Origin of the sequence: Dysgonomonas sp. 521 (assembly GCF_010501055.1) — a bacterium.
Classification (GTDB): domain Bacteria; phylum Bacteroidota; class Bacteroidia; order Bacteroidales; family Dysgonomonadaceae; genus Dysgonomonas.
Genome location: NZ_QVMO01000016.1, coordinates 24,201 through 40,240, shown reverse-complemented (window position 1 = coordinate 40,240; position 16,040 = coordinate 24,201). Strand labels below are relative to the sequence as shown.

Here is a 16,040-nt window from a genome sequence, read left to right as displayed (position 1 = left end):
TCACCGAATGGTTATCCGCCCATCTAGTTTTGATGAGATATCCCTGCCTTCCCGCGTTTCTTTCCTGATATAGTTCAAGATATAATCGCGGAGAGTGAGGCCTATGGGAGTTGACGATTCTGCGTTCTTCAAAGCGTCCATGGCGTCATTCCCCTCGGCGAGGTAGTCCAGTGTGACAATCGTATATATCTTATTGTTATCTATCGGCTTGCCATCTATTTTGGCGTCTGCCAGCTTCTTATCCTTTATGGTGAGTTTTACGTTGCCGGATATTCCCGCTCCGCCTCTTCGCGCATAGGCATTGAATATATCCGTGAGGTAGTTCCCCCTGAGGTATACCAGTACCAATTCATTTTCGAAAGAGTAGGTGCTGAATATATCTCCCAGCGTGATATCTCCTTCGGGCAGGGGAGCCCTGTGCCCATGCACGTTCATTATGGAGAAATCGATGTGTTTACCGTTTGTATATGAGCCATCCAGCTGATACATTACATCAGATGTGAAATTTGTGAGCAGGCTTTCGGGTATGCCTATGTCCATCAGTTGGGTTGAATGTCCGATGACTTCCCCCATGCGTTCGTCGAGCAGCTTTTTGTAGCTGTTGACCATTTCAGCCATATCTTTGTCGGGGTGGGAGGTTTCCTTTACGGGGATATATTCTCCCTTCATAGATGTGACTATATACTGGTGTTTTGAGCAGGAGGCGAATATTATAATTGAAATCAGACAGATGTAATATCTTTTCATGAACATGTATTTTATCTCTTTCAAATATAAGACATTTATAACTGAAAAAGTCATAAAGGCTTTTATTAAATAATCCCCTTTATGACTTTTTTAACTGTTGAGGGTTACCTCATATTTTCATTTTCCTTTAGAAAATATAGCGTACTCCGATTTGCATCTGCCATGTGCTTGACAATGATTTATTCTTCTGGAATGTTGTTTCCGGTAGAATAGGCTCGCCATCTTTTGTAATGTGGTTCATCGTATATTTAGGGGTATTATTTTCGTCAACGCCCTTATATTCAAGAATCCTGCTCAATCCGCTGGTAGTGGTTAGCTGAGTCGTTTTCAGTGCGCCCCACTTGCTGTTGATAAGGTTTGGTAGATTTAGTATGTCGAAGCTCAATTGCACTGTGTTTTTGCGTCCTCTTACATAGAAATTGTAGCTTTCAACTATTTTCAGGTCGATACGGTGATACCAAGGATTCAGTGCGCCATAGCTTTCTGCATATTTCCCTTTGTGTTTTTTGAGGTAGCCATCCTGATTGATAAATGCCCAGAAGGCTTCTCTTTGTTGGTCTGCTGTGAACTTATACTCGTTGGTACCTACTTTCACGGTTTTGTCAACGAAGGTCAGTTCGTCTTTGGTCTTTGGTATGTAGATCAGGTCATTTGAAATACCATCCTGATTCATATCGCCAGAGTAGCCATACGAGAATGAGCCTGAGTTATAACCTGAATAGTACACCCCGAAAGTAGTCCCGTGATGTTTGTTATAATCTACATTATAGCTTACCGAAGCAACAACCTTATTTGGAGTACGGTATTGGGAATTATATAACTTCAAATCGTTAGGGCCGTTTACCGAAGGAGTATTTCCCCATGCAGATGCGGCCTGGTCGCCGGGGTTGCCCGACAGGTCTTTAGACATGGTATGCGTATATGCGGCCATTATTCTCAGGTTGTTTATTGGCTCCAGATTTGCCATAAGGCTTAATGAATAGTTATATCCTTTACTTGTATTGCTAAGCAGCATAGCTTCAGATATATCGCCGTTGATTCTTGAGGCGTTTCTTCCGGGATAGAAATAGCGGTTGTCCGGCCCATTGAATTTTTTCATACTTGCATCATCTAACGAAATAACATTCACATTCTTTTGGATGATTTGGTTTATGTCTTTTGAATATATCGCTTCGAATGTAAATGATAACGGGAATGATGTTGGAACCTGATAGTCAACAGCGATATTGCTTTTCCATGTCTGGGGCAATTTGAAGTCTTTATCAATTGCGGCGATAGAGCCCGGAGCCTTTTCGGCGGCTTGCTGAGGGAATTTATCAGGAAGAGCCTTCATCACATCCTGAGGATTGTTTGTCAACTTTATTTTGGCAAGGCTTTCGGCATCTGTTATTTCTACCATATTCTGCAACATACCGCTGTTGGTAGGCATATTGGTAAAGAATACGAATGGAAGGCGGCCGGTAAAGATACCCGTACCTCCGCGAACCACTACCGACTTGTCGCCTTTTACGTCCCACAGGAAGCCGAGGCGTGGCGATAATAATACTTTAGTCGAAGGCCATATCCCTGTATCCAGTTTTGTGCCGTTGACAAAAGTAAGCTCTGTAATGGCTTTGTTCTCTTCCAAATCGTTGACATACATCGGTAAGTCCATACGCAATCCTGCTGTGATAGTCAATCCCTGTATTGGGGTAAACTGGTCTTGCAAGTAGGCTGAGAACTGGGCGAAATCTAGTTTCGACGCAGGATCTTTCTTGCCTCCGTACCCGTATGATAATGCGTAAACCGACGGGCTGTCGTTATAGAAGTCTTCCAGGCTGTTGTATCTGTAATATCCTGTACCGTAGCGCATAAACGAGTTTGTGAATTTCTGATATTCGTAACTCAATCCGGCTGTTATACTATGTTTCCCGAGGTATAGGCTAAAGTTGTCGGTAATGGTGTATACATCGTTTTTCACCCCATTGTTATATGAGAACAATTCATAACCGGCAGCCATGTATATATTGCCATCCTGCCATATATCTATCATCGGGAAATAATCGGAATTGGAATTGCGTAAATCTCTGATTTTAGTATATGTGCCAAGTAACTGGTTCGACATGGTAGAACTAAAATTGGATTTCAACTCGGCTGTCCATGATGTTACACGGTTGTCGAACATATAGTTAGTATTCTTAAAAGCCATAGAACTAAGACCGTTAGAGCATTGTTGAGCGTTCCCATACGGTTCGACGATGCTCTTGGATTTGGCGCGCTGGAAGCGTTTACTATCTGGTCGTTCGTACTTTTCACATAGTTATAGCGGACAGTCAGTTTATGTATATCATTGATATTCCAGTCTAAACGAGCCATTAGTTTATGGTTTTTGCTGGCTCCCGGGTAGCTGTTGTATCCTCCTGTGTTATAATTGTATTTATCCATCAGGTATTTAGACACATCTTCCATATCGGATATTTTCGTTCTGGAAAGATATTTTGCAGAGCTTGCTATGCCATCTTCAGAGGCTCTCCAGTTGGTGATTTCCTGAGGAGTGTTTTCATATTCGCCGTTAACGAAGAAGAACAGTTTGTTTTTGATAATGGCGCCACCTAAGCTGGCTCCATATAGTTCTGTCGAACTTTTCATTGTGGCTATCTGTTCGCCGTCAACCCATGTACCTCTCATATTTTCGTTACGCTGATAAGTATAAGCTGTCCCTTTAAAGGTATTGGTACCACTCTTTGTAATGGCATTGATACCGGCTCCTGTAAAGTTTGCCTGGCGCACATCGTAAGGAGCGATTGTGACCTGTACTTCTTCTATGGCGTCCAGAGAAATCGGCTGTGCATCTCCACCCGGAAGGTTGTTTGAACCTAACCCGAAGTTGTTGTTAAAATTAGCACCGTCTATAGTCACATTATTCATACGTCCGTCACGGCCTCCAAATGAAAATCCTGCTCCGGAATAAGGTGATAAGCGGGTAAAATCAGTAATACTCCTCGAAATAGTGGGTAACATAGTAAGCTGGCTGTTGGAGATGTTTGTTGTAGCACCTTTCTTTTCGCCTGCAAACTTGCTGCTATTACCATATACTACTACCTCGTCGAGGTCTGTGGATACGGATTCTTTCAGGTCGGCATTGATGACAGTGGTTTCCCCCAGCTGCAATGTAACATCTTTCACTACATATTTATTAAAGCCGATGAAACTAACCTCAACGGTGTAGGGTCCTCCTGTCCTCATACCTTGTATTGTATAACGACCGTCAGCATTTGTCATGATTCCGTATCTGGTCCCCGAAGGTTCGTGAATCGCAGTTACGGTTGCACCAATCAAAGACTCACTATTAGCTTCTACACGTCCACTTAGTGTAGATGTAGTAACCTGTGCTAATAAAGAGTGAGTGAAACATAAACAGAAAAACAGGAAAAGTAACTTTTTTGCCATAGGAAAGCAATTTTAAACAGTGAATAATAAATGCGCTTTTTATATAAACCTTTTTTATAACGAATGAAAGGTTATATTTTTTAACACCATACAAATATAACACCAATTTTATTCACTTATGTTAAGAACTTGTTGAAAAGTAGTTAAAGTTTTTATAAAAAAAGAATACATGCGATAAAAGAATGCAGTGGAGATTGTAATTCTCTTTAATACAGATTTTTATGTATATGCTATTTATTGTGCCGCTATGTAGTAAAGGTAACTTTTCTTGCTTTTTAAACAAAAAACAGCCAGAATATGCCAGATTGTATCTAAATGATTTTTTAACAATTGCTATTAGGGAAAATGTGCTTTATATGTCTTTTTATTTAGCCTTTTTGATATTACTCGGTGGATACGATGGAGGTTATTTGACTAGGTTCAGGCCATTTTGAACTATTAAAAAGTGACAAAAGTGACAAAAGTGACAGTAATTTTATTGTTCTATCTGTTACTTTTTTCTCATAGCTTTTCCTGCTTTATAACGATTAATGCGGATAATACCGATATCCTGTCAGAGACAGCATATTGGTAAAAAAAGAATATGGGTTGCTGATAGCCGTCCTGTAACGGACGGAATGTGAATCTATTCAATATTGCGTGTCTGACGGCACACCGTTGGATCTCGTTATACGGATTTTCTTCCAATATTTTATAGAATTACCAATTTGGAAGTATAAAGTATAAAGACTCGATAGTATGTCAAAGAGCTTTATATAAGATAAATCTTTCTGTACCATGTTACATATTTCGAAGAAATAGTAGCCGGTTTATAACAAAAAAAATCCGGATAAGAATCCGGATTTTTCAAATATATATAGATTTATAAACTATCAATTAGTGATGCCTAATTTAGCTTTAACTTTAGGGCCAGCATCTACCGCTGATGAAGGGTTTACATAAAGTAATGCTCCGGCATTCAGAATATAAGTATAGCTGTTTTCGCTGCCTACATCATTGATTGCTTTTCTTAGTTTTTCCTGCAAAGGGGTGATCAGAGTCTGTTGCTCTTTTTCATATTCTTGCTGGCTTGTTTGCAAGAAAGTCTGGTATCTTGTCTGCAAATCTTCCAGTTGCTTTTGTCTGTCCACTACGATTGCTTCGGTCAAACTGTCGGTAGGAGTATTTTGGAAAGCTTTCACTTTGTTATTATACTCTTCCTCTATTGCTGCTGCATTTTTTCTTATAGATTCACTTTTTGTAGCTAGTTTGGATTCTACATCCTTTAGTTCCGGCATCTTAGAGAAAACCTCTTCTGCATTCACGTATGCAAACTTATCCTGTGCAAACATAGCAAGAGGCGCAACGACAAGTAGCAATAAAAATAGTTTTTTCAACATAGTTATAAGTTAATTTAATTAGTTATTCGTTATTTAGGAGACAAATATAAATAATTATTTTGAATATCCGAGTTTTGATAAAACTTCATTACTTATATCGATCCTCGGAGAAGCAAAAATAACACTTTCGGCAGATGCCCTGTCCAGTACAAGCTGATATCCTTTGGCTTCGGAGATTTCTTTTATTGCCGTATAGATGTCGTCCTGAATAGGCTTTATCAAGGCTTCTCTTTTTTTGAACAGTTCGCCTTCGGGCCCAAAATATTTACGGTTTAGTTCTTGCAGGCTTTTTTCTTTTTCTACAATCTCATTTTCCCTTTTGGTCTTTTGGTCGGCAGATAAGAAAACTAAATCCGACTGATAGGATTTGTACATGTTCTTTACTTCCTGTTGCACTTTATCTACTTCGCCCTGCCATTTTTTCGACATCACATTCAGCTGTTCCTGGGCTGTTTCGTAGGTACTGATATTCTTTAATATATAATCCATATCTATCAATGCAAACTTTTGAGCATAGCTGCCGGCCGCGATACTGATAAATAGAGCAAATAGTAAAAATATTCTTTTCATAACTGTAAATTTAAATGTGTTATAAGTATTAGACACACAGTTAACATTTTAGTTTATTAGCCTGTTCGTAAATAATGTTAAATACATTAGAACTCTTGTCCGATAATGAAGTGGAACTGGCTTCCGCTACTGTCGCGCGAACCGTTGATAGGGTCGAATCCGTAAGCCCAGTCTATACCCATAAGTCCGATCATCGGTAACATGATACGTGCTCCAAATCCGGCAGAACGTTTCAGGTCGAACGGATTGAATTTATTTATATCATTCCATGCATTACCTGCTTCTACAAATCCTAATAAATATATTGTAGACGATGGTTCGAGTATCAGCGGGTATCTTAACTCAAGGGCAAGCCGTGTATACGCGCTGGCCTGAGTACCCAACGATCCGTTTTCATATCCGCGCAGTCCGATGGTTTCGGTAGCGTAGGTGCTTGAATATCCCGACATACCGTCGCCCCCCATATAGAATGTTTCGAACGGAGACTTTTTGTTTTTGTTGAAATACCCTACAAAACCGTATTCGGCACGGGTCATCAAAACCGGGGTTTTGGTAACGGAAGCTAAAGATGTATAAGTCTTCGCTTTGAATTTCCATTTATGATATTCTATCCATTTAAACTTCTCGCTGGATTCGTAGTAATTATCAACCTTCGGCATGTTTGCATAGTCTTTGCCGTCCCACAGCGAGAATGGAGGTGTTATCTGCAAGCTCAGGGACATATCCGTACCGCGGCGGGTATATATCGGATTATCTATCGAGCGTCTGTTCAACGACAGGTTAAGGCTCAGGTTGTTTGCTACCCCGTCTTTTACGATGAAGTATGCCCAGTCTTTCATGCTATACCGTTGGTAAGACAGTTCGGCCTGTGCGAAGAAATAGTCGTCGGGCCATGACAAGCGCTTACCATACCCCACAGATACCCCAATCATCGTTATAGATTTATTCGGGTCGGAGGCAATACTGTAATCTCCGTATCCGCTGCCGTAACCGCCGTAACCACCATATCCATAGCCATATCCGTACCCGTACCCGTATCCGTAAGAGTTATTGATATAATTGCTGTTGATGTCTGTCTGGCGTGAATAGTATGCTCCTACCGATAGTGAATTAGGACGCTTACCTCCAAACCAAGGGTCTACGAATGATACGGAATATGATTGGTAATATTTTGCGTTCGTCTGGGCGCTTAAAGTCAGCGTTTGTCCTTCTCCCTGTGGTATGATACCCTTGTAAGAACCCGGATTAAACAGGTTTTTCAATGAGAAGTTCGTGAATTTTAAACTCAACTTACCGATGATACCCGTTTGTCCCCAACCGGCAGAAAATTCAACCTGGTCGTTAGCTTTAGATACCAGAGGCAAGCCTATGTCTACTGTTCCTGATTCCGGATCGGGATCAATCTTCGGATTACTCAATTGTTCGGCATCGAAGTGTCCCATCTGGGCTACTTCGCGGATCGAACGGATAATGTCGTCGCGGCTATATAGCGCACCCGGCCTTATCCTGAGTTCGCGGCGTACCACATCTTCGTATACACGGTCATTCCCCGATATGGATACCCGCCGGATTGTGGCTACAGGCCCTTCGGTAATACGTATCTCGAGATCGATAGAGTCATTTTCTATGTTTACTTCTACCGGGTCGGCATTAGAGAACAGATAACCGTGATTCTGATAGAATGTATTCATTACGGCACCATCGTCCACCAGCAAGCGCTCTGTCAGCTTCTTCTGGTTGTATACATCGCCGGGCTTCATGTTTAGCTGTGTTTGCAGCTGCCATGTCTGGTATATGGTATTACCTACCCATTTTATGTCTTTGATGTAGTATTTCTGCCCTTCATCTACTTTGATCTCTATATTTACTTTGTCAGGCTTGTTTTCGGCTTCCGCTGTATAAACGGTATCCCATACTATGGTAGCGTCACGGTATCCTAACTCATTGTATTTCGATATCAGGTTTTCTTTATCCTCTTCGTAGCTTTCCGGAACATATTTAGTCGAACGTAAGAAGTTGGCTAACCAAGACTTAAAGTTGCTTTTGTGCCTGGTCTTTTTCATTGCTTTTTCCAGAGCTCTGGCAGTAACTTCTTCGTTGCCTTCTATTGTAATCCTGTTTACTTTCGTTTTGTTTTTCTTTACAACGTCTATATTGAGTATTACATGATTTTCTTTCGATAAATCGGGGGTTTCGGATAGACTTATTTCGGCTTTGTTGAACCCTTTTTCGTCAAAATATTTTTTGATAATAGTCTTTGCCCGATCCATCTGGTAAGGGGTTATCTGTAGGTTTTTGACCATGCCTACCTTTGCCGCGATGTCTTGCTTTTCCGATTTTTTCATTCCCGTATATACAATATCGGATATACGAGGCCTTTCCTTCAGGTATATATCCAGCCATATTTTATCATCCTCTATCTTTGTGGCAGCAATCTTAATGTCGGAAAATAGTCCTTGTTTCCAGAACCGGCGTACAGCATTGGTAATCTCAGGGCCCGGTATTTCGATCACATCGCCTACCTGTAGCTGTGCGAAGCCAAACAATGTATAATCCTCATACATAGGATTCACCAGCCCGCTGATTTTCAGGTCTGCTATTTCATACCGTTTGCTGGAGTTGTATGATATTACAGGCAAATCCTGCACATTGGCTTCAAGAGCCTTGTTTACATTTTTTATTTCGGTGCTGTCTGTTTCCTGAGCCTGTACTCCGATGAAAATAGAGCAAAGGAAGATGGTAAGAAAGAATAAACCTTTATTGAACATATTTTGGTCTGGAATTATTATCGAAAAATATTTATATTAGTGTTAAAAAGGCGTTTGGGTAGTGATCGTGTCCTATGAATTGTTGGACACCTGCTCACTGGTCTTTCCAAAACGGCGTTCCCTGTTCTGAAAATCCAGAACGGCCTTGTATAATGAGTCTTCATTAAATTCAGGCCAGAGTTCGTCAGTAAAATAAAGTTCCGAATAGGCAATTTGCCAAAGCAGGAAATTACTTATCCGCAGCTCTCCTCCGGTTCTTATCAGTATATCAGGGTCTGGAATTCCCTTTGTTGATAAATATTGAGGTATTAATGACTCTTCAATATCGTCAATGTTTATCTTTCCTGATTTCACATCTGCTGCTATTTCTCTCATGGCTTCGGTTATCTCCCACTTCGAGGAGTAGCTCAGAGCCAGAATAACGGTGGTGCCGGTACAGATGGATGTTTGTTCCAGGCAAAGGTCAAGCGCCTTCTTCGTGTCATCCGGCAGACGGTCTATTTCTCCGATTACTTTGACCCGTATATTATTTTTTATAAGATCGGGGGTCTCACTAGCTACAGCTTGTATCATCAGAGCCATGAGGGCTTTTACCTCTTCTTCCGGTCTTTTCCAGTTTTCGGTAGAAAATGTGTAAAGCGTAATGTAGGATATTTGAGCCTTGGCCGCGGCCTCGATAGCCCTGCGTACCGCTACTATCCCTTCCTTGTGTCCAAAAGAACGGTCCAGATTTTGACGCTTTGCCCAACGTCCGTTACCGTCCATGATAACAGCTATATGCTGGGGTATTCTACTTTTGTCTATTTGGTCAAAATATGACATCTATTATTTGTTTTTAAATTAATCAGAATTTAAACAAGGGCATATCCTTGCCCCAAAGTCCCATGTTATGGTAAACATAGTGAGGGAGTACCAGTCATTATTTTTGAATATACTGCCTTTTATATTGTAAGGGCTATCCAGGTCGAACTGTCCGTTTTTTTCAGTTACATCAAACGAGTCACTGAACAGTTTACGGAACGAGAATTCAAATCCTATATTCAGCCGGTCTTTCATCTTATATTTCAGGCCGATACCTATAGGGATATTGGCATCTAAAAATGTTTTTTTCCCCGAACCGAATGTTAGTCCTACGCCAGTGAAAACATACGGAGTCATACGCTTTGCCCCTAAATAGCCAAACTTATCACTGTAATTGAAAAAATTAAACTCAATCTGGCTTCCCAGCTCATAAAACATCCTGCTGAAGGAGGCTTGTTGGTCGAACGGGAATTTATTCCCCGAATTTTTAGTATCTCCTGAAACATGCCCGATCACAAAATTACTTTTCACAGACCATCGCAAATCCTTGTTGTATCTGAAAACAACGCCGGCCGATAAGCCCGGATCCTGATACAGTTTTGTTTTGTTGGCATCTCCCATATAAAAAGATGTTCCTGCCATTCCGCCTATTTCGTACTTGTAGTCATCCTGTGCCCTGACAGCTATAGACGAGAAGAGAGAGATAGCAGTAAGTATAAAAGCTAATATTTGTTTCTCTTTTCTCATTATAAATCTGTTATTCAATATCTATCTAACGCAAAAGTAAGACAATAAGTATGCAAACTGTTGATTTTAAACATTCAGCAGTTAAGGGATAAGATGGTTGAGCCGGCCTCTCCAGATTTGACGCACAGGGATTGAGCCCGAACTGGACATTCCTCCGAATATCCATATATAATTTTCTTCGTCTACGATGATCGATTGCCCGTATGCTTTCGGAACATTGGAGTCCAACGCTTCTTTTGACGGGGCAACAACCCATTTCGCTCCGGCGCTGGTTGTTTTGTATAATACATTTTTTGTCAGCGCAAACAGGTAGCCATCGTAAAGGAAAGTGCTGATTCCCATATTTGCTGAAAATAGCTTGTTATTCTGATTGGATATGACTTCCAGTTTGTTTTCTCCTGCGCGTAACGACCATGTAAGGTTTGTCGAATTACCATTAAAGTCATTTCCACCTGTAATCGTCAGCATATTAGCGTTCACGTTCGTTCTGTTGTAGATAGTCACTGATGAGAACCCTGAGGCAGGGAAATCGCCTACTATTTCATTTGACAACGGATCACTGCTTATATTTTCTACTACGTTTAAGTCTTTCATATCCACCGTCGTTGCAAAGTAATACTTGCCATCTACCTTTGTCGCAACCAGAAGGGAGTCGTCGCTTGCATTTGCAGCAGGCAAGATTCCGAATATGGCATGTACGTTATCATTCAGGGCAGCCCAGCTAATTCCGTCGGTAGAGCTGTATGCTTGTTTAGTATTGCTTATAGCATAGAATGTATTGTCGAAAAGGGTTATACTTCCCAGATCGATAGATGAAGCGGTAAGCCCTGTTGCTACAGCTTGTTTTGCCCAGGTAAGGGTGTTTGATTTTGCAGCCTTATACAGATATAATTTTCCGTCGGCATCGATAGAGAATGTATGGAAGGTAGCATCTTTCAGCAGTGTTTTTTGCTTGCCCACGGTAGTTGGCTGCGATCCGATATTATTCCATATCAGGGTGTCCGGGTCTACCTTGTGTACCCTTATATTTATTGTATATTCCCGGGTGTTAATCCCATTCGCGGCGGTTACCCTGATTTTTGGATTTGTTGAAAAATCGATAGAGTCGGTACCGTTCCAGTCGGCTATAGAATCGGGATAAACTAATTGAAGCTTGTATGTGCCTGATGAGGAATATGTAATGGATGCGGCAAATTTCTTTAGTTTTGTTTTATATGGCAATGAATCAGGGTTGTAGATGAGTGTCCTGAACTGATCTATCGAGAATTTGGTCTTTGCCATTATCGGATAATTCACAGAGTCTATTGCGTTTACGGCTGTTGCCGATAACTTAAAAGCATAAATCTGGGCATCAGCGGAAGCCCCTACCGTAGTCGTTGTAGAATCATCATTACACGAGCCGAGTGTAACTATCGAGAATATTGCGAATAATAGTTGAGAAATTTGCTTCAATTTCATTAGTTTAAACAGTTTTATTCAATATCAATGTGCAAAAATAGAAAGAATTTCGGCTTACACGTCAATAAATCTAATATTTATATAATTTTATAGTTATGCTAAACGTATATGAACGTGTCTGGATGCTTCCCATTTCCACTCATTCAATATATGTCCGGCTATAATGGGCGCCCTTACTCCGTCACCGAATGTAATGTCTGAAATTTCGATGAATGCCTCGTCCCATAATCGTTTGTCGATAATGCTTTGGAGCAATTCACGGCCTCCTTCTACAAGTATGGAAATAATTTTCCGTTTCTTTAATGTTGCAAATACGTTGTACAGCAAATCCTCATCGAAGGGAACCTGTATGCAGGTCACGTTTTTAATGTCGGATAATGGTTCTTTTTCAGTGAATATGATCGTTTCAACGTTACCGTCGAAGATGGTATAGTCCTGAGGTATACGTCCCTGCCTGTCGAGGATTACCCGTACCGGGTTTTTGCCATACCAATACCGTGTTGTAAGTGACGGATTGTCTTTCACTGCGGTGTTGGTCCCTATCATAATGGCGGGAACTCTCGCCCTCTTTTTATGTACAAGCATCCGGAAGAAATCGTTGGATATAGGAGTCGGCTGGGGAGTTTCTCCTTCGGGGCGGGCTTTATCTATAAAGCCGTCTTTGGTTTGCGCCCATTTCAGGTATATATATGGCCTGTCCTTTTTTTGTGCTGTAAAGAACTCTTTATTCAGAGCCAGCGCTTCCTGTTCCAGTACGCCGATAGCTACTTCTATCCCGGCATCTTGCAGCATTTTCGCACCACGTCCCGATACGGAGGGAAAAGGATCGAGACAGGCGATGACTACACGGGGGATTTGATTGTCGATGATCAATTGTGCGCAAGGCGGGGTTTTTCCATGATGAGCACAAGGCTCCAGCGAAACATATATTGTAGATTCTTTCAGCAGGGATTTGTCTTTCACACTGGCAATGGCGTTCACTTCGGCGTGTGCTTTGCCATATTCGTGGTGGAATCCTTCGCCTATGATCTTTCCGTCATAGACTACCACTGCCCCTACCATTGGGTTAGGACTAACAAATCCTTTTCCGTTGGTGGCCAGTCGCAGGCAGCGATACATATATTTTTCGTCAACAATCATTCTTTTGGGTTTCTTCAAAAGAGAAACGCAAATTTATCAAGGTTATTTTAGAGCCTGTTTAAATTTTAGCGAAAATTTTTATTACAGGTTCAGGTCAATAGTTCTTAGCAATTTTTTTATGTTCTTTTTAGCGTATTTTCCCCTTTTTACTCTTGGTTTAGCCCGCTAATTAGCTCCGCTGACCGTTGGTTCGGCTAGCAAAAATGATAAAATCCATCTAAAAATAACTATAAAAAAGATTTGCTATAAAATTTAAACAGACTCTTAGAGCCTGTTTAAATTTCTCCAAAATATTTTATCATATTTTATTTTAGTTCCTGTCTCAGATTACGGATGACGGACAAATACGGTTTGTTGACCAGCGGGGTCACTTGATCGTATGGTATTGTGATCTCTACTATTCCCTGTGCATATGGGGTAATTTCGTAAATGTTATATACATAAACTATGCCTTCGTTGCCAAAGTAGAAGTTATCATTCGGTCCTACGTCTTGCAAATCGACCAGAAGCCCGATTTCTTCTTCGTCGTCATGCAGATTATTTCTCCTGCTTATCTCATTTTGTATTAATACCGCGAGTTTATCCTTATAACCCGGCACGAACAGCTGTTCTTCTTTTATCAGGGTTCCTGTTTTCTTGTCTATATTGTAGTAACTTACTCCATATAAACCATGTGCTCCGCCTGTATAGGTATAGTCGTATATGGAAGCGGTAACCAAAGATTCTGTTTCCATACTTATTTTGCTGGACCTGTTGTATTCATAATTGGAGAAGTGAGGGAAATCGGAGTCTTCGGTGGCGTGAATGCCGGCAAGTTCCTCGGCATCGGCAGTATAATCCGCCTGTACTTTGTTCATGGCTTCGTGTGGTGTTCCCCGAAAATCAGGTTTTCCCACAATAATACAGGCAAAGATATTTTGAATCTCTTTCAGGTTCAGGTTACCCGATACTGATACAGGGTATACAAAATTGAGGTCGATCAGCATCCCGTCTTTTGTTTCATCATTGTCGACGTACACTCTTTTCGACACGGTCAGGGAATCGAATTTCCAGGCATTGTCAGGGGTGTTTCCCATACTCTTGCCATTACTGGATATGGCAATGAAAGTTGTAGCGAGGAGTAGTATAAATAGATTTCTCATATCCGGTATGTTTTAAAGGGTTTATATTTATTAAGTACTTATTAGAGTTTATATTCAATAAGATTATATATTGTTTATTCTCTGTGATTTAATTGCCTCCTGCTTTAGCTGGAGGATAATAGTCTAATCAGATAATGGCTTTAGCCAAAATGTTTTGACTAAAGTCGTTTTCTATCTGTATTATTATCCACGACTTGAAAGTCGTGGCAACTAAAACTCCTAAAAATATGCATCTTACTCTTTTATTGAATATAAACTCTATTGTATAGTATTTTTTATTATCTGGCAGCGATGACTTCAATTTCTACAAGCGCGCCTTTCGGTAAATCCTTTACTGCAAAAGCCGAACGTGCAGGGAATGTACCTGCAAACTGTGTTGCATACACTTCATTCATTGGTGCAAAGTGCGCTATGTCGTTCAGCAGGACTGTTGTTTTCACTATATGGTCGGTTGTCAGTCCCGCTTCGGCCAATATGGCTTTTATGTTTTTGAAGCATTGCTCGGTCTGTTCTTTGGCGCCACCAGCAGGGAAATCTCCCGTAGCCGGGTCGATTGGCAATTGCCCCGAAAGGAATATCATTCCATTTACTTCCACAGCCTGGCTGTATGGTCCTATTGCCGCAGGAGCGTTGTCGGTTGAAATAATTTTTTTCATAATTTTCATGTATTAATCATTATCGTTTATTTTAACCCGTATGTTTATAGGCAATGTATAGTAAACAGCTACATTCTTTCCATTTTGTTTTCCGGGTATCCATCTAGGCATACTTTTTATCATATCAATAAAAGCTTTATGTGCCTTATCATAACAAGTTCTTAGTATTTGTATATTGGATATAGAGCCATCTGCCTCTACTACAAAACGCGCGGTTACACGGGTACATATCCCCTCTTCTCTCTGTACATCAACAGGTATTCTGAAATTTTCAGCTATATATTTATAAAGTTCAATATTGCCTCCGGGAAAAGAAGGCATCTGCTCTACAACGGCAAATGGTTTTTCTTTTTGTGTTCCCTGAGCCAGAGAATCTGCACCTATTGTATTTTGTCCCCATATAAAATGAGGAAGAAATATAACAGCAAATACAAATATCAAAACTTTATTTATCATTTATTTGATGTTTTTTTGCCGTATCACTTCATAAATCAAAACTCCGGCGGCAACTGATACATTCAGTGAGCCGATTGTCCCAAACTGAGGGATTTTTACCAGATTATCAGCTATACGGAGGTTTTCATTCGATACACCGATGTCTTCCGCACCCATCACAAAGGCTACAGGCCCCGAATAATCGACATCGGTATAGAAGTCTGCTCCCCGCTCTGTGGCTGCAACTACTTTGATACCGCTGTTTTTCAGGAACTGAATAGCATCAGTCAGGTTCTGCTCTTTACATACGGGAATTTTGAGCAATGCCCCGGCTGAAGTCTTCACGGCATCGGCATTCACGGTTACGCTACCTTTTACAGGAATAACAATGGCATCAACCCCCGCCACTTCGCAGGTACGCGCAATAGCCCCGAAGTTACGCACATCTGTAATGCCGTCCAGTACAAGGATAAAAGGGTCTTTCCCGTTTTCGTACAAGAATGGCACAATATCTTCTATCCGTTCGTATGTAATAGCCGAAAGAAAAGCGATAACTCCCTGATGGTTCTTGCGTGTAAACCTGTCGAGGCGCTCATTGGGAACGCGTTGCACAGGTATCTCATTTGCTTTGAGGGCAACAAACAGCTCTTTAGACAAGTCTCCCTGCAATTCGCGCCTTACTATTACTTTATCTATTTCTTTTCCGGCTTCTATCGCCTCCAGTACTGCACGTATGCCGAAAATCATTTCTTTTTCTTTCATCCTGTT

General features: G+C 41.0%; 14 protein-coding genes. All 14 read right to left on the bottom strand.

The window, feature by feature from the left end; all coding sequences use genetic code 11:
- The 14 genes from D0T84_RS07030 to rlmB all read right to left on the bottom strand — a co-directional run bounded on the left by D0T84_RS07030 (position 1) and on the right by rlmB (position 16,034).
- Positions 1-669 carry a 5'-nucleotidase C-terminal domain-containing protein gene (locus tag D0T84_RS07030; protein WP_221413123.1) on the bottom strand — a complete coding sequence of 223 codons (669 nt, stop codon included), beginning with the start codon at positions 667-669 and terminating at the stop codon, positions 1-3.
- A gap of 205 nt (positions 670-874) precedes the next feature.
- Positions 875-2,935, bottom strand: a complete 2,061-nt coding sequence (locus tag D0T84_RS22865; RefSeq protein WP_255495245.1) for a hypothetical protein — start codon at positions 2,933-2,935, stop codon at positions 875-877.
- Complete coding sequence (locus D0T84_RS22860) at positions 2,893-4,176, bottom strand: TonB-dependent receptor (protein WP_255495244.1); 1,284 nt, start codon at positions 4,174-4,176, stop codon at positions 2,893-2,895. Before D0T84_RS22860 ends, D0T84_RS22865 begins: the two co-directional genes overlap by 43 nt.
- Positions 4,177-5,048: 872 nt before the next feature.
- Positions 5,049-5,555, bottom strand: coding sequence for an OmpH family outer membrane protein (locus D0T84_RS07020; protein WP_163307172.1), 507 nt, complete (start codon positions 5,553-5,555; stop codon positions 5,049-5,051).
- Positions 5,556-5,609: 54 nt separating this feature from the next.
- Positions 5,610-6,125: an OmpH family outer membrane protein gene (locus D0T84_RS07015; protein ID WP_163307171.1), complete on the bottom strand. Its 516-nt coding sequence runs from the start codon at positions 6,123-6,125 to the stop codon at positions 5,610-5,612.
- Between the two features lie 86 nt (positions 6,126-6,211).
- A complete protein-coding gene (locus D0T84_RS07010) occupies positions 6,212-8,893 on the bottom strand; it encodes an outer membrane protein assembly factor (protein ID WP_163307170.1) in 2,682 nt (893 codons plus the stop codon).
- Between the two features lie 72 nt (positions 8,894-8,965).
- On the bottom strand, positions 8,966-9,715 hold the full coding sequence (locus D0T84_RS07005) for an isoprenyl transferase (RefSeq protein WP_163307169.1): 750 nt from the start codon (positions 9,713-9,715) through the stop codon (positions 8,966-8,968).
- 18 nt (positions 9,716-9,733) lie between these two features.
- Positions 9,734-10,441 carry a DUF6089 family protein gene (locus D0T84_RS07000; RefSeq protein WP_163307168.1) on the bottom strand — a complete coding sequence of 236 codons (708 nt, stop codon included), beginning with the start codon at positions 10,439-10,441 and terminating at the stop codon, positions 9,734-9,736.
- A gap of 81 nt (positions 10,442-10,522) precedes the next feature.
- On the bottom strand, positions 10,523-11,899 hold the full coding sequence (locus D0T84_RS06995) for a DUF6242 domain-containing protein (RefSeq protein WP_163307167.1): 1,377 nt from the start codon (positions 11,897-11,899) through the stop codon (positions 10,523-10,525).
- A 93-nt stretch (positions 11,900-11,992) separates the two neighbouring features.
- Complete coding sequence (ribD, locus tag D0T84_RS06990; RefSeq protein ID WP_163307192.1) at positions 11,993-13,039, bottom strand: bifunctional diaminohydroxyphosphoribosylaminopyrimidine deaminase/5-amino-6-(5-phosphoribosylamino)uracil reductase RibD; 1,047 nt, start codon at positions 13,037-13,039, stop codon at positions 11,993-11,995.
- 305 nt (positions 13,040-13,344) lie between these two features.
- A complete protein-coding gene (locus D0T84_RS06985; protein WP_163307166.1) occupies positions 13,345-14,181 on the bottom strand; it encodes a DUF3298 and DUF4163 domain-containing protein in 837 nt (278 codons plus the stop codon).
- Positions 14,182-14,459: 278 nt separating this feature from the next.
- Entirely contained in the window at positions 14,460-14,837 is a 378-nt protein-coding gene (locus tag D0T84_RS06980; protein ID WP_163307165.1) for a RidA family protein, read from the bottom strand.
- A 12-nt stretch (positions 14,838-14,849) separates the two neighbouring features.
- Positions 14,850-15,293 (bottom strand): energy transducer TonB, encoded by a 444-nt coding sequence (locus D0T84_RS06975; RefSeq protein WP_163307164.1) that lies wholly within the window; start codon positions 15,291-15,293, stop codon positions 14,850-14,852.
- Positions 15,294-16,034 carry a 23S rRNA (guanosine(2251)-2'-O)-methyltransferase RlmB gene (rlmB, locus tag D0T84_RS06970; RefSeq protein WP_163307163.1) on the bottom strand — a complete coding sequence of 247 codons (741 nt, stop codon included), beginning with the start codon at positions 16,032-16,034 and terminating at the stop codon, positions 15,294-15,296.
- Positions 16,035-16,040 lie beyond the last annotated feature (6 nt).

Coding starts and splice junctions, on each gene's coding strand:
- D0T84_RS07010 (WP_163307170.1), bottom strand. CDS start 8,893: ATGTTCAATAAAGGTTTATTCTTTCTTACCATCTTCCTTTGCTCTATT.
- D0T84_RS06985 (WP_163307166.1), bottom strand. CDS start 14,181: ATGAGAAATCTATTTATACTACTCCTCGCTACAACTTTCATTGCCATA.
- D0T84_RS07015 (WP_163307171.1), bottom strand. CDS start 6,125: ATGAAAAGAATATTTTTACTATTTGCTCTATTTATCAGTATCGCGGCC.
- D0T84_RS22860 (WP_255495244.1), bottom strand. CDS start 4,176: ATGGCAAAAAAGTTACTTTTCCTGTTTTTCTGTTTATGTTTCACTCAC.
- D0T84_RS22865 (WP_255495245.1), bottom strand. CDS start 2,935: ATGGCTTTTAAGAATACTAACTATATGTTCGACAACCGTGTAACATCA.
- D0T84_RS07020 (WP_163307172.1), bottom strand. CDS start 5,555: ATGTTGAAAAAACTATTTTTATTGCTACTTGTCGTTGCGCCTCTTGCT.
- D0T84_RS06995 (WP_163307167.1), bottom strand. CDS start 11,899: ATGAAATTGAAGCAAATTTCTCAACTATTATTCGCAATATTCTCGATA.
- D0T84_RS07030 (WP_221413123.1), bottom strand. CDS start 669: ATGAAGGGAGAATATATCCCCGTAAAGGAAACCTCCCACCCCGACAAA.
- D0T84_RS06975 (WP_163307164.1), bottom strand. CDS start 15,293: ATGATAAATAAAGTTTTGATATTTGTATTTGCTGTTATATTTCTTCCT.
- D0T84_RS07005 (WP_163307169.1), bottom strand. CDS start 9,715: ATGTCATATTTTGACCAAATAGACAAAAGTAGAATACCCCAGCATATA.
- D0T84_RS06980 (WP_163307165.1), bottom strand. CDS start 14,837: ATGAAAAAAATTATTTCAACCGACAACGCTCCTGCGGCAATAGGACCA.
- ribD (WP_163307192.1), bottom strand. CDS start 13,039: ATGATTGTTGACGAAAAATATATGTATCGCTGCCTGCGACTGGCCACC.
- rlmB (WP_163307163.1), bottom strand. CDS start 16,034: ATGAAAGAAAAAGAAATGATTTTCGGCATACGTGCAGTACTGGAGGCG.
- D0T84_RS07000 (WP_163307168.1), bottom strand. CDS start 10,441: ATGAGAAAAGAGAAACAAATATTAGCTTTTATACTTACTGCTATCTCT.